Below are 14,448 nucleotides of genomic sequence, written 5' to 3' on the forward strand. Positions count from 1 at the left end.
TTATCCCTCTTTCTGGAACGTCAGGCCCTGCTCCTGCAAGACAGACATCATTCCCGCTTGAAAACTTCGCCGCCGATCACACCTTGGCGTCGAACAAAAGACTGTTTACATCACTCAGGCTATTGGCGATTCGCAACGCCTCTTCCGAAGGCAGCTGGCGAATCAACTCACCCGTCTCGCTGGCGATGACCTTGACCACGATCTTGCCGGATTCTTCATCCGTCGAGAACTGCAGGTTGCGCCGGGAGGAACTGAGGAACTTTTCAATTTCCGAAACGGCGTTTTTCACCTTTTCGGCATCACTGCTTTTTTCGGCAGCAGTCACTGCCTTGGGTTCCAGCGTATCACCGTTGCCGCGAGGCGTATCTGCCGACCGGGCAACCGGCTTGTCACCCACCTGCTCGGCCGAACGAACAGCCGGGTAGGACAGATTCAGCTTGACGCTCATGTCCATATCTACCACCTCGTAACGAAAAGGCGGGGAAGCGCCTTATCATGCACTCCCCCGCCGATTACCATCAACGATTACTGAAGCAGCTTCAGTACAGCGGATGGCAGCTGGTTGGCCTGGGCCAGAACCGAAGTCGAAGCTTGCTGCAGGGTCTGCTGCTTGGTCAGCTGGGCAGTTTCAGCAGCGAAGTCGGTGTCCTGAACGCGGCCACGAGCGGCCTCGGCGTTTTCGTTGATGTTCTGCAGGTTGTTGATGGTGCTGGTCAGACGGTTCTGTACGGCACCCAGGTCGGCACGAGTGCTGTTGATGGCGTTCAGGGCGTCATCGATTGCGCTCATGGCGGCGGTGAAGGTGGCTTCGGCCGAGGAGCTGTCGGCACCGGTGATGTTCTGGCTAGCCAGACCGGACAGAGCGCCGGCGGTGTTCAGCGCGTCGCTCAGGCTGATGGTGATCTGGTTGTCGCTACCGGTGTTGGAACCGACCTGGAAGGTCATGTCGCCAGCGGTACCGTCCAGCAGGTTCTTGCCGTTCAGCTGAGTCGAACCGGCGATACGGTCGATTTCCTTCAGCATCGACTGGAATTCTTTGTCCAGAGCGGCGCGGTCGTCTTCGCTGTTGTTGTCGTTTCGCGACTGAACAGCCAGTTCACGCATACGCTGCAGGATGTTGGTCTGCTCTTGCATCGCGCCTTCAGCGGTCTGGGCGATGGAGATGGCGTCGTTGGCGTTTTTGATAGCCATGGTCTGACCGCGGATCTGCGAGGTCATGCGGGTAGCGATCTGCAGGCCGGCGGCGTCGTCTTTGGCGCTGTTGATTTTCAGGCCGGAGGACAGACGGGTCATCGAGGTGCTCAGTGCATCGGAAGCACGGTTCAGGTTTTTCTGAACGCCCAGAGAGGTGGTGTTGGTGTTAACGGTCAAAGCCATGACGAATTCCTCGTTGGATTGGGTACTGCGGCTTCCGGCCTTGGCAATTCGCCGGGTGTGGCACAGAGAACCTTCGTAATAGTTATCGTCGTCAGGGCGGGTTGCTTTAGGGGATTTTGGAAAATTTTTACTGGCATCCTGCCAGCCCAATGAAATCAAGGAGTTGACGCCAGATTACAGGCACCTCGCCCCTGTAGATTAGAAAAGAAAACGCCGCCTGAAGGCGGCGGCGTCTATCACGGCGATGAACGGTCAGCCACGGCGTTCGATGATCGCCGAACCCCACGACAGGCCTACGCCGAAGCCGCTCAGGGCCACACGCTTGTGCTGCGAGCCGAGCACGTGCTTTTCCAGCAGCAACGGAATGCTCGATGACACGGTATTGCCGGTCTCGACCATGTCCTTGACGAACTTCTGCTTGTGCTCACCTTCACCGAAGCGCGCCGACACGGCATCGACGATCGCTGCGCTGCCCTGATGCAGGCAGTACAGGTCGATGTCGTCGGATTGCAGGTCGCTGGCCTCGAGCAGCTGCTGCAGGTGCGCAGGCACCTTGACCAGCGCGAAGTTGTAAACCTGACGGCCATTCATGAAGAACTTGCCGTCGGTGGTGCGCAGGTGCTCGGCGCCAGCACCGTCGCTGCCGAACAGCGACTTGCCCAGCTGCCAGGTGGCACCCTCGCCCATCCAGGTAGCAGTGGCGGCATCGCCAAACAGCATGGTGGTGTTGCGGTCTTCGGGGTCGACGATCTTCGAATAGGGGTCGGCGGTGATCAGCAGGCCGTTCTTCAGGCCGGCGGCTTCCATGAAGCCCTTCATCGCGTACAGGCCGTAGACATAGCCCGAGCAGCCCAGGGAAATATCGAAGGCAGCGATGGCCGTCGACAGGCCGAGCTTGTGCTGGACGATCGCGGCGGTGTGCGGCAGGCCTTCGGCGTCACCGTTCTGGGTCACGACGATCACGGCGTCGATGGATGCCGGGTCCAGCGAGGGGTTGGCAGCGAACAGATTCCTGGCGGCCTCGACGCACAGGTCGGAGGTTTCCTGAGCGGTGTCCTTGCGCGGCAAGAAGGTCGAACCGATCTTGCCGAAAATGAAATCCTGGTCTTTGCCAAACTTCGCGCCCTGGGCGTAGTTGTCCACCCCTTCGGTAGGCACGTAGCTGGCGATGCTTTTAATGCCAATCATATGGCTTCCCAATTCAATAACAGCGAAGTACCCACTGCCTGCGCAACGGCAAAACACCAGGCGATACGGTAGACACCGATCCCTGTGTGTTTTCCAGGTGCAGCGCAGCGGCTCCCGGTTTTCGACAATATACAGTGAAGATGCGCGTTCTGACTGCCAGGTCACGCTCTTTTTGTCGAATAGACCGGCGTTGCGCGTTGCGCCCGCCCAAGGGCGTCAGAACCGGTTCAAGGTATCGCTCAGAATCTCCACCACGCGCTGCTGGGTGGCCTGGGGCATGCCCCACCACAATGGCAGCCGCAACAGGCGCTCGGCACTGTAGTCGGTCACTTCCATGGCGCCGTGCGTGCGCCCATAACGCTCACCGGCCGGCGACGAATGCAGCGGCACATAATGGAACACGGCATAGATTTCATGCTGCTTGAGCGCACTGAGCACGGCCTGACGATCGATACCCGGGGCGAGCAGCACATAGTACATATGCGCATTGTGCTGGCAGTCCTGCGGCACGATGGGGCGGCGCAGCAACCCTTGCCGCTCAAGGCCGGCCAGGGAGGCATGGTAGGCATCCCAGGTCGCCAGGCGGTTGTCGGTGATCGCCTGCGCTTCTTCCAGCTGCGCCCAGAGGAACGCCGCAATCAGCTCCCCGGGCAAAAACGACGAGCCCACTTCCTGCCAGGTGTACTTGTCCACTTCGCCACGGAAGAAGCGGCTTCGGTCGGTCCCTTTTTCGCGAATGATCTCGGCCCGCAGCACCTGTTCCGGGGTATTGACCAGCAATGCCCCGCCCTCGCCCGAGATCACGTTCTTGGTCTCATGGAAGCTGAACGCCCCCAGGTCGCCGATACTGCCCAGCGCCCTGCCCTTGTAGGTCGACATCACCCCTTGGGCGGCATCTTCGACGACATGCAGGCCATGCTTGCGGGCGATGGCCATGATGCTGTCCATTTCACAGGCGACCCCGGCGTAGTGGACGGGCACGATGGCCTTGGTACGCGGGGTGATGGCGGCCTCGACCAGGCGCTCATCGAGGTTCAGGGTGTCGGCACGGATATCGACGAACACCGGTACCGCGCCGCGCAGCACGAAGGCATTGGCGGTGGAAACGAAGGTGTAGGACGGCATGATGACTTCATCGCCCGGCTGGATATCCAGCATCAGCGCGGTCATTTCAAGGGCAGCGGTACAGGAGTGGGTGAGCAGCGCCTTGGCACAACCGGTGTGCGCTTCCAGCCACTGGTGGCAGCGCTTGGTGAACGTACCGTCGCCGGCGAGCATGTTGCCGAACTTGGCTTCGGCAATGTAGTACAGCTCCTTGCCGGTCATGTGCGGGCGATTGAAGAAGATCTTGTCGGTGCTCATTGCTGTCATTCCGCAGTAGGTCGGTGGAAGGCGGTACAGGCTGGCGGCTCAAAGCCCCTCGATGGAGCTGATCCTTCCACCTATCTGGGTGCCTTTATCGAGGTTTTCATAGAAGTACGGCGTGAATCCGGCCCTGGCCATGGCTTGCTGAACCTGCGCGATGTCGTATTCGACGCGGTGCAGCTCGAACGCCTTGCCATCCCAGGTTGCAAACGCGGCGCGCGGGTCGCCGTCACGCGGCTGGCCAACCGAGCCGGGGTTGCAGTAGACCTTGCCCTGCCCCTGCCACAGGTACTGCACATGGGTATGCCCGGACGCGAAACAACTACCCGGCAGCGCATCGAAATAGGCCTGGGAGGGCCGCAGGTATTCATCGAGCGGGTCGTTCCAGCCGCCATGCACAAGGCTAATGCCCTGCTCGACGGCCTGTAACGCCAGGCTGTCGAGCCACGCCAGGTTCTGCTCGCTGATCACCCCCGCCTGATAATCCAGGCAGGCATTGGCACTGTTGGAGCGTGGGCAGCGCTCCTGCCTGGCCAGGTACCAGTCATGATTGCCCATGACCGAAAAGACCTCGCGCTCGCGCAACGCATCGCAGCACTCGTTCACCTGGCAGTAATAACCGGCGGTGTCACCCAGGCAGATGATCCGCGACACCCCCAGGGCATCGAGCCTGGCCAGCACGCTGCGCAGCGCGCTGTAATTGCCATGGACGTCAGAAATGATCCCGATCATGGATGATCAAGTCCTCGATGAAGCGGACGGCGAAACCCGTCCTGACAGCGGGAGCAGGCGGCGTCTGGTGGTCGAGGTAGAACGCCAGGCACATCGCCGCCTCGTTGTAGCCAAAGGCTCGGCGAATCGAGCTGGTCGAAGAAATTCGCGGGTTGATCTCCAGCAACTTCCAGCTGCCATCGTGATCACGACGAAACTGCAGGTTGGTCGGGCCGACCGGCTTGAATGCACGGCACAACCGGGCCACCACCTCATCCAGCGAAGCGTGCTGGCAGACCCGTGCCTTGGCCGTGGAACCGTCCGACGCCAAGCTGCGCTGTAGGGTGATCATCGGCCCCGTCGCCCCCTGGCCATCGCCAAATACGGCTACGGTGAACTCCTGTGCGGCACTGCCGATGACCGGCTGGGCCATCAGCACGTCGCCCAACTGCCCGGCATTGCCGGTGAAGTCCTGTTCCTGGTGCACCCACACCAGCCCTTTGGAGGCATAACCCTTGCGTGGCTTGAGCAGAAACGGCAGGCCGAGTGCCTGTTTCAGCGCGTGGAAGTCACCGCTGAGCACACTGGGGATACGGCAGGGTTCCTCCATCGCCATCAGGGCCTGATCCATTGCCCATTTGTCGCGAGACAGGTCGATCAACTGCGGGTCATTGAGCGCTACCTGGCACGGGGTGCCTTGCAGCAAGGCACGATTATCGCAAAGCCAGTGCACGTCCTGCTCGATGCCCGGAATCAACAGGTCGACCTCATGCCTGGCGATCACCTCCAGCAACCACGAGGCGTAACGCTTCTCGGCGGTCAGGGGTGCCTGCTCGAAAACATCGCACCAGGCCCGGCCCGCCGCATCGTCGTAGATGTCGGTGCCTACCAGGCGAAGCGACGGGTCTGCCTCGCGCAGCGACTTCAGCAGGCCATAGCCCATGATCGCGCCGACGCCGGTTACCATGACCGTTCTCATGTGTGTATCTCCCGATGCGCCTTGATCAGCTCGAAGCCGGTGCGGATATCGACCCGGGGGGTGTAGCCAATGCGCGCGAACAAGTCGCTGGAGCAGACAAAGGCCGGCAGGTCTGGAATATCGTTTTTCTCTGGCACAAAGCGCACGTCCGTCAGCGTGCCGAAGGCCGCGAAGGCCGCCTCGGCAATCTCGGACAACCGCGGGTCCTGCGGATGGCCGCAGTTATGCAGGCCCTCGACGCAGTGCTCGGCAACCCGCGCGCACATTTCTGCCAGGTCATCGACGTGCAGGTAGCTGCGCCGCGCGTCGTTACTACCGTACAGATGCACCGGTTCGCCGGCAGCGGCACTGTCGGCGATGGCGTACAGCAACGGCTGGTGCACGCGGCACTGCGCCTGGCTGTCGTAGACCTGGCTGATGCGCAGGATGGTCAAGGCCATGCCACGCGCCTGGCAATACAGGCTGACCAATTCTTCGGCATGGCGCTTGGACACTGCGTAGATACCGTAATAAGGATCGCCCGGCTGATGGGCCGCCCAACGCGAAGACAGCAGGATGAAATGCCGCGCCCCGCAGTGTTCGGCCAGGCGGCAGGCCTCCAGGGCGCCCACAGCGTTGACCTGCTCGGTGCGAATCAGGTCATCAGGCGCCCCGCCGCCGAAATCGGCAGCAGCATGCACCACCACATCGAACGCCTCGCCACCTGCGGGTAACACGGGCTGGCTCAGATCGAACAGGATGTCGGCCTCGCGACGCCCCGCCAGCTTGACCGGCCCCAGGCGTGACAATGACCGGGCGACGGCCTTGCCGATGGTCGAGGTGCTGCCGATCACCAGGCTTTTCATAGCGTGTCGACCGTCGCTTCCAGCATCAACGCGCAGCTGAGCTCGGGATAATCGATCGCCACAGTGCACATGGCGGTGGTGATTGCATCACTCAGGTCCAGGGCTTTCATCTGCGACGTCATGAACGGTTTGAGGAACAGCCCTTCCTTGCGCAGCACACGCAGGCCAGCCTGCTCAAGCTCCTCGGTCAGGGTCTGCAACGAATACGCACGCAGGTGGCCCAGTTCGTGATCGCCCTTGCCCAATACCATCATGTCATCGAGCAACCCGGCAGCATGGCCGAAGCGCCGGTGCAGCGACTGCGCATTGGGCACCAGGACAAAGCAGCGCCCTCCCGGAGCGAGGAATTGCTTGAACCTGCGCAGTACCACCTGAGGGTCTTCGACATGCTCAAGGACAAAACCCATGACGATCAGGTCGAAGCGCTGGTCTGTGTCGAAGTGTTCGAAATAGGCCTCGACGATCTGCGCGGGGCTGTCCGGGTACTGGGCCTGGAACTGCGCGATCACCGACGGCGAACCGTCGATGACAGTGTGCGAACGGAAGTACCGGGAAAACCGATTGGTGGAGAACCCATGACCGATGCCGAGTTCGAGCAGGTCGAGCTCCTGGCCGCACAACTCCATGATCCGCCGCGGGTACCAGTTGAGCATGATGTTGTTGTCATAGGCGTAGCCAAAACTGTCGCTGTACGCGCCGATGAAGGTATCGAGAGTGTTGTTCATGTTTGCCCAGTTCCAGCGTTGAGTCGGATCAAGATCCGCCGTGGTTCGAATTCAGATGCCGCGTGGCTCAATCCGCCAGCCAGGCACGCCGCCATGCTTGCAGCCGCTCACCCTTGAGCAGCCAGTCCTCACGCACCCTGGCCTGCAAGGTATCGCCCAGGCACGCGGATGCCTGACGATCCTGCAGGTGCATGCGGATCGCCGCTATCCAGTCGGCGGCCAGATTGTTGACCCGCGTCAGCGGCAGCGAGTCACCGCCGACAAAACCACTCACCCGGCTGCAGATCACCGGGTGACCGCAGGCCGCATGCTGGAGGATGCGCAGGTCGCCGGAGCACGCATTGCCTAGCGTCTCGGCCATCGGTACCAGCGCAAGGTCAAGGTCCAGCCCCAGCAGGGCCGACGCCAGGTGCGGGTGGTCGACTTCCGGCTGCCATTTGGCCAGGAACGGCCGCAATGGCGTCGGGCAGTCACCCAGCACCACCCACTCGACCTCGCCGGCCAATGCCGGCACGACCTCGGCGAGCAGGTCCGAATCCTTGCCACCCAGCCAACCCAGACGCGGCTTGGTACCCTTGCCCCGCTGACCGCGAAGGGCACCCCAGCTATCGGGCAGTGCGGCTTCGAGCAAGCGCACGTCGTCATGCTCGCCGCGCAGCAGCTCGGCCAGCGCAGGGCTGGCGACCAGTACCCGGTCGGCCTGCATCAGCCCCTGGCGCATGCGCTGTACGATCTCTTCGGCGCCCCATTCCCCAGGCAGGCTCATTTCCGGCAGGTAACCGTCCAGGTCATAGACCTTGAAGGCCTGGGAGAAGGCCCGCAGGCGGCGCATGGCCAACAGCCCCGCGTCCGCAAGGGGACGCTGCAAAATGACGCTCGCCGGCTGCACACGCTCGACGTCCACGGGGGTCAGCACACCTGCGGTCACTACCCCCTCGATACTGCCGCTTTCGCGCAATGCCTTGAATGGCAGGATCAGCCGCGTGCGCCCCGCCAGCTGCTGGTCGGCCGCGCAGGCGAGTACGCTTGGCGCACGGCCCTGCAGGGGCCGCCAGCTGAAACCGTTGCTGTCCAGGCTGAAACTCTCACCGGTTCGCAGCGAGAAATTGCCGTTGTAGGCAGCGTCGTGCGCCAGCTGGGGCAGCCAGCGCGCGTACAGGGCATCTGCCTGCTCGGCGCTGGGCATGGGCTGCGATTGCTCGTCCAACAACAACCGCGCGTAGGGCGTCCAGACGTTGAGGTAGCCACCGCGCGACAGTCGCAGGCACAGGTCGGCGTCGATCCAGGGCGCCAGCAGCGGATCGGCATCGAAGCCCCCGGCCTCGATGAACAGCTCGCGCCGCACCATCAGGCATTGCACCCCGACAGCCTGGCAGTTGCGTTCGAGCCATAACTGGCCCATGTAGCCCAACGCCTGCGCCGGCAACCCCTGGAACGCCGGGCCAACCGTGCCGCCCTGCCCCAGCACCAGGCCGGCCTGGCGCACGTTGCCGTCCCTATCGAGCAGTTTGCCGCCCACCGCACCCACTTCAGGGCGCTGGGCGTGGTTGAGCAACGCCTCCAGCCAGTTGCGTTCGAGGACGCTGCTGCGGGCATCGAGCCAAACCAGGTAGTCGCCTGTGGCGTCCTGCGCCGCCGCATTGCACATGGCGGCGCGCGGCTGGCCGGGCATGAAGCGAAACACTTGCAGCCGGACCCCTTCCAGCAGCCCGAGCAGCTCCAGCCATGCCAGCAAGGCGGGGTCCTGGTTACCCGGCTCGATCAGCAGCACCTCGTAGTCGACAGCGGGTGCGTGCGCCAGCAGGCTTTCCAGGCAGCGCTGGAACTGCGCCAACTGCCCTTCCAGATAGATCAGGATACTGACCGACGCCTTCTGCGGGTGGCCGTAATCAATGCGGTAGCTTCCCGCAGCCACCTGCGCGGGAATCACCCGGGCAGCGGTGTAGCCGCGCTCATGCAGGTGGGCAAGGATAACGGCTTGCTGGTCGATGCAGTGCTCGGCAGCCACCGTGTCGGCAATCAGCAGCGGCTCGCTGACATGCGCCACGCAGCCAAGGCCACGTTCCACCAGAAGACGCAGCTGGAACTCGAGCTCGAAAGCGCGCCCGCCCGCATGATCGAAGCCATGCAAACCGAGCACCGCCTCGCGTCGGTACCACCAATGGCGCGACAGACCGGCAGGGTAAGCCAGCAACAGGTCCAGGTTGAGCCCGGGGCGCAACGCCAGCTCGACCGTGCCATCTTCGCGGCGCAGTGCCTCATCGGCATACATCGCCAGGCAATTGGCCGGCGCCTCCGACAACTCGACCGCGCTCATCAGCAGGCCGCTGGCATTGAAGCTGGCCCCCGCCTCGACCAGCATGAACCAGGTACCGTCAGCCGAACTGAACCAATCATTGATGGCGGCCACAGGCTGCTGCGGATCGCCCGGCAACCACTGCACCCCGGCACGGCCCGGCGACTGTCGGCCCAGCACTGTCACTTCGGCGCGCCGGTACAGGCCGCGCGCCAGGCTGTCCAGGGTAGCGGCCAAGGCCAGTGGATCACCGTGATCGAGCACCAGTACGTCAAGGCTTGGCGCGGTCGGCGATGCCAGCCGCTCATCGAGCACGCGCAACTGCTCGGGCTGCGGGTAGCGCTGGCGTAACCAATCGAGCATACCCAAGCGGTTGCCGGCAGCCTCCCGCCGCGCGGCCAGCTGGGTCTTGGCGATGAACACTTCAAGCTGCTGCCAGAACGGCGCCGTGCGTTCGACGTAACGCGGCAACGCCTGGTCAAGACTGGCCCTGGCCAGCTCGAGCGCATCGGGCTCATCGAGCATGGCAAAGCCGATGCAACCAAAGAAACTGTTTTCCAGGAAGGTCCGGTCGATGCCCTGGCCTGGCATGAAAATCACCGGGCAACCGCACAACACTGCAATCACGCAGGTCATCGACCATTCGTAGGTGTAAAGCACTTCTGCCTCGCGCAGCACGGCGGCAAGTTCCGGCAGCGTCAGTGCCTTGGCAATGCTCAGCAGCTGGATGTCGGCGGGCAGCTGCCCATAGTCGACCCGCTCCAGCGGGTGGCGGTTCTGGTACAGATAGCGGCCTTGACGCACGCTGTCGCAAGGGTCGGCGCAGAACATCTGGATATCGACGGTCGGCAGGCACAGCAGATCGCCGCCAGGGTTGCCATGATGCTCGGCCAGCCGCGGCGCGTAATAGAAGAACAGGTCATCGGCCCTGGCATTCATGCTCTTGCCGGAGATGAACCCTTCGAAGTTCAACAGAAAACGCACCACCACCGGCAGGTTGAGCGGGTTGCCCGACGTGACTTCCGGGTACACCGCGATCGGCACCTTGCCCGCAACCCGATGGCGCTCGGCGGTTGCCGGCTCGAGCACTGGCGTCTTGAGCTCTGGGTTGACGATCTGTGTGCCGCACAGGTAGGCCTCACGGCCATTGAGATTGAGCAAGTGGCAGAGGTAGTGCAGCGACACGATCCCGGAAGACGTCTCGCGGTAATCGGGCGCATAGATGTAGTAGGGATGTTCCGGCTTGGCAAACATCAGCCGCAAACGCGCCAGCGCCTGTTCGTGCAATAGCAGGTCTGGCTGCGCAGGATTCGACATCGGTGAACTCCGTTCAGGTCACAAATCGGGCAGTCACGGCCCAGGCCGCGTCAGGCAGCCTGTCGCTGCAGAAACGCCATGGCATCGGCGCCGGTATTGAACAGCAGGTCGATCACACTCACCGCATGCTGAAACTCGCCGAACAACTGCGGATACTCGGGGTAATCTGCGTAGCTCATGTACGACAGCCCGAGACCTGCAGCGGCAAAAGCGGCTTCGTCCAGGTAACAGCTGGCCGCCGGGCCAGACAGGTAATCACTGCCCTGCACCGCCTGGCACAAGTGGATCAGCCGCTCATTGCGGCCTTCTGCCTGGCCAAGGTCTTCGGAGCGGTACAGGGGCGTGTGGATGCCCAGCAGCGGGCACAGGCCGGCGATGAACGACTGGTTGATGGCCGACAGGTGAGTCATGCCGCCAGCGTGTTCGTAGAGGGCGCGAACCTTGCCTTCCATTTCGGCGAAACAGGGCGCACGCCGGTAGCTCATGGCGATGGTCTTCCAGTGCTGCTCGGCCCAGTTCGGGTCGCTGATCTCCACCTCGTTGATCAGCTGATCGAAGCGCCCTTTGTTTTTCACCGGCACGGTCAGCCAGTGCTCACCCTGGGCCGTCTTGATCTTGTTGCGATTGCGCCAATCGCGACGGGTGTACTGCACATCGTCGTAGAACACGAACGCATCGACACTTCGGATCAGGTCGAAGTAGCCTTTCCAGGGTATGTAATTCGACTGCAGAACAGCCACTTTCTTTGCCATCGCTAGCCCCAATCCAGGGCAAGAGAAGGCAGCCCTGACCTGTCAATAAGTCGCCGCCCGGCATAAAAAAGCTGGGCCATTGGCCCAGCTAGTGCAAAACCCGAGCCAGCTACGTGAGCTATGCCAGCTGCGACAGCCATTGCAACCGGGCAGCTGGCGCATCACCACCGGCAAATGGCAGCTGGCCTGCAAACGCCGCCGGCCACCGCGCAGCCAGTGCATCACTCGCGCTGGCGGCAGCTACGCCGGCAGCAGCGGCCAGCAGTTGCGAACGAGGCGTCCACAGCACCATCAGGCCGGCCTCGCGGACGGCCAGGCACAAGTCGATGTCGGCACCTTGCAGCGCCTGCAGACCGCCACAGTGGTCGAACACCGCTTTACGCACCATCAGGCAATCGGCGGACACAGCCGCACAGCTGCGAACGGACGATGCCCAATGAGCCTTGGCGGCTTCTTCGACCGACAGCCCCTGCCACGGCGAGAACACCTGCGGGCCGGCGAGCAGCTCATAACCTGCATGCGCCAGCGTACCGTCAGCGGCCTGCAGGCGCGCCCCGACAATGCCGACTTCAGGGCGCTGGGCTTCGTTCAGCAGGCCCTCGATCCAAGCCGGCGTGAGCACATTGCAACGTTCGGACAGCAGCACCAGATACTCGCCGCGCGCGTGGCTGGCGGCCAGGTTCAACAGCTGTTCACGCGAAGCACCTGGCTCACCGGCCAGCAGTTGGACGCGCCCGCTCAAGGCTTTGCCATACGCACCGTCCAGGTCGAACTGGCCATGGGCACAGGCCACGAGGATTTCATAGCGCGGGTAGCGGGTGCGCTGCAGCAAGGCCGACAGGCAGGCCTGCAACTGCGCCGTATCGCCCTCGAAAGCCAACAGAATGCTGACCAGCGGTGTGCTGTCATGACGGAAGTCGACCGCCAGGCCAGCGTCGCCCTGGTCGCTGACCTGGCTGCGATAGCCCAGCTGCGTCAGGTGCCGGCCGAGAACCGCCTGCGCTTGCTCGGCCAGTGCCGGTGAAGGCTGATCAGCGACCACCAGGAAGTCATCCATGTGTGCCAGGCTGCCAAGCCCCTGGGTCTCGACCAGGCGCAGCAGCAGGTCGAGCTCGAGGGCCTGACGGTTCGTTTCGCTGTAGCCGCCCAGGTCGAGCACCGCCTGACGGCGTACCAGCCAATGCCGCGACATCAGCCCCGGCTGGCTACGCAGCAGGTCAAGGTCGGCACCCGGACGTACGACACTGTGCAGACGCCCGTCGCCGTCACGCTGCACTTCATTGGCCGCAATGGCCTGACAGCCTGGCGCTTCGCTCAACTCCACCGACAGGCGCAGCAAGCCGCCAGCCAGCAACTCGTCGCCGGCTTGGAGCAACAGCAGCCACTCGCTCGGCAGTTGGCGAACCGCCTGGTTGAGGTGGGTCACCCAGTTGCTTTCGCTGACCTGAATGAAGTGCAGGGTATCGCGCGGCGTGGTGATGGCAGGCGGCTTGCCGGCCTTGAGCACCAACAGTTTGAAATTGCGCAGGCCACTGTTGAGCAAGCTGTCGAACGTGGCTTGCAGTGCCAGGTCGTCGTTGCCAAGGTCGAGCACCACGAACGCAATCTGTGCAGCCGGATGCTTGGCCAGATGCGCAAGTGCGCGCTGGCGGCCGACTTGATCCGGGGTACCGGCGGCAATGGCGTCGATCACCTGGCCAGATGCGGTGCCTTGCAGGCGCTGCTGCAGGTCGCCACCTGGAACTTGCTCAAGACGCGCCAGCCAGTCCACCAGCTCGCGGGCACGCGCGGTGTCGTCGCCGCCGCTCAGCATCGACAGCAGGCGCTGGCACACCTCGACATTGAACAGGCCCAGCGCAAGCGCTTGCCAGTAACGATGCTGCTGACTCTCGGCGGTGTCGTTGGGGTGCTCCAGCAGGAGGGCACGCTGGCGCACCCAGATGCCTTCCAGCGCATGCTGGTGCTGCGCGCTGGTGGGCCAGGCGTGGCAGAGGAATTCGAGTGTCGTCAGCTGCGCGAACAAGGCACCGTTGTAGTAGGGCAGCGCGACATCCTGGCGGGGTTCGAAAATACGCTCCGGCTCATCGATCACGCTGCTCCAGCGGGAAGTGAAAATCAACGCGGCGTCTGGCTCATAGCTGTTGCGTACGAACAGGTTGAGCACCGCGAAGCCATCCTCGTCGGCACACAGCTGGTACTGCTCGGTGTCCCACTGGCGCAGCGTGCGCACCAGCTGGGTCAGGCGTTCCTCGCGGGCCACCGGGCTGAGCGCGGCAGGCGCCTGCTCGACGACCACGTCGGTCTGCGCCAAGTGGGCCACAAGCCCCTGGGCCAGCACGGCGTACGACAGGGCCACACGCCATGCCGCGTCGTCAAGTTCGTTTGGCAGCGTAGCCAATGCGGCCTGCAGGGTCGACACGCGCATGACCGCGCGCCAGGCCTGCTGCCCGGCACTGGCGTATTGCTCAAGCCTGCCACGGCCCGCACTGTCGCCCAGCGCAGCGAACGCCGACCCCATCCGGCAGTAGCTGACCTCCCCGTTGCCTGCGGCGTAACCCAGGGCATAGCCTTGGCTGGCCACTGCCAAGGGCTGTGCGGCCAGGCAAGTCGCCGCACCGTCCAGCGCACCGGCCAGCACGAAATCGGTATCCAGGGCCAAGGTCACGAACGCTGTCGCCAGGTTGCCGAGCACGTGCAGCAAGGGTTCGGTCAGCGAACCGGACAACGGCTCAAGGGCTACGCAAGGCACACCGGCCTGACGATAGTAGTGCAGTGCGCGGGCACGACTTTCCGCTTGCCCCTGCCCCAGCAGTACAACGGTCACATCTTTGCGCGAGCCGATTGCGGTTTCCATCATAAAGCACCTGTTCAGTTGTCAATGCGGCGCAGGCGT

11 protein-coding genes are annotated in these 14,448 nt (G+C 63.2%); all 11 read right to left on the minus strand.

Going from position 1 to position 14,448, the window contains the following annotated elements; translation table 11 throughout:
- Positions 1–76: 76 nt before the first annotated feature.
- Entirely contained in the window at positions 77–454 is a 378-nt protein-coding gene (locus ACIPIJ_RS00730; RefSeq protein ID WP_401071798.1) for a flagellar protein FlaG, read from the minus strand.
- Between the two features lie 71 nt (positions 455–525).
- A complete protein-coding gene (locus ACIPIJ_RS00735; RefSeq protein WP_401071800.1) occupies positions 526–1,377 on the minus strand; it encodes a flagellin domain-containing protein in 852 nt (283 codons plus the stop codon).
- Positions 1,378–1,629: 252 nt separating this feature from the next.
- Positions 1,630–2,565: a ketoacyl-ACP synthase III gene (locus ACIPIJ_RS00740; RefSeq protein ID WP_401071802.1), complete on the minus strand. Its 936-nt coding sequence runs from the start codon at positions 2,563–2,565 to the stop codon at positions 1,630–1,632.
- 216 nt (positions 2,566–2,781) lie between these two features.
- Positions 2,782–3,927 carry a dTDP-4-amino-4,6-dideoxygalactose transaminase gene (rffA, locus tag ACIPIJ_RS00745; protein WP_401071804.1) on the minus strand — a complete coding sequence of 382 codons (1,146 nt, stop codon included), beginning with the start codon at positions 3,925–3,927 and terminating at the stop codon, positions 2,782–2,784.
- Positions 3,928–3,975: 48 nt separating this feature from the next.
- Positions 3,976–4,662 carry a metallophosphoesterase family protein gene (locus ACIPIJ_RS00750; protein ID WP_401071806.1) on the minus strand — a complete coding sequence of 229 codons (687 nt, stop codon included), beginning with the start codon at positions 4,660–4,662 and terminating at the stop codon, positions 3,976–3,978.
- Entirely contained in the window at positions 4,643–5,620 is a 978-nt protein-coding gene (locus tag ACIPIJ_RS00755; RefSeq protein WP_401071808.1) for an ATP-grasp domain-containing protein, read from the minus strand. Before ACIPIJ_RS00755 ends, ACIPIJ_RS00750 begins: the two co-directional genes overlap by 20 nt.
- Positions 5,617–6,465, minus strand: a complete 849-nt coding sequence (locus ACIPIJ_RS00760) for an NAD-dependent epimerase/dehydratase family protein (RefSeq protein WP_401071810.1) — start codon at positions 6,463–6,465, stop codon at positions 5,617–5,619. The genes ACIPIJ_RS00755 and ACIPIJ_RS00760 overlap by 4 nt, the downstream gene beginning before the upstream one ends.
- The gene (locus tag ACIPIJ_RS00765; RefSeq protein ID WP_401071812.1) at positions 6,462–7,190 is read right to left on the minus strand and encodes a class I SAM-dependent methyltransferase; all 729 of its coding nucleotides are present in this window, start codon (positions 7,188–7,190) and stop codon (positions 6,462–6,464) included. The genes ACIPIJ_RS00760 and ACIPIJ_RS00765 overlap by 4 nt, the downstream gene beginning before the upstream one ends.
- Positions 7,191–7,257: 67 nt before the next feature.
- Positions 7,258–10,803, minus strand: coding sequence for a glycosyltransferase (locus ACIPIJ_RS00770; protein WP_401071814.1), 3,546 nt, complete (start codon positions 10,801–10,803; stop codon positions 7,258–7,260).
- 50 nt (positions 10,804–10,853) lie between these two features.
- Entirely contained in the window at positions 10,854–11,555 is a 702-nt protein-coding gene (locus tag ACIPIJ_RS00775; RefSeq protein ID WP_401071816.1) for a WbqC family protein, read from the minus strand.
- A 118-nt stretch (positions 11,556–11,673) separates the two neighbouring features.
- The gene (locus ACIPIJ_RS00780) at positions 11,674–14,409 is read right to left on the minus strand and encodes a glycosyl transferase (protein ID WP_401071818.1); all 2,736 of its coding nucleotides are present in this window, start codon (positions 14,407–14,409) and stop codon (positions 11,674–11,676) included.
- Between the last annotated feature and the right edge of the window lie 39 nt (positions 14,410–14,448).

This window comes from Pseudomonas sp. NPDC087185 (assembly GCF_044744955.1).
Classification (GTDB): domain Bacteria; phylum Pseudomonadota; class Gammaproteobacteria; order Pseudomonadales; family Pseudomonadaceae; genus Aquipseudomonas.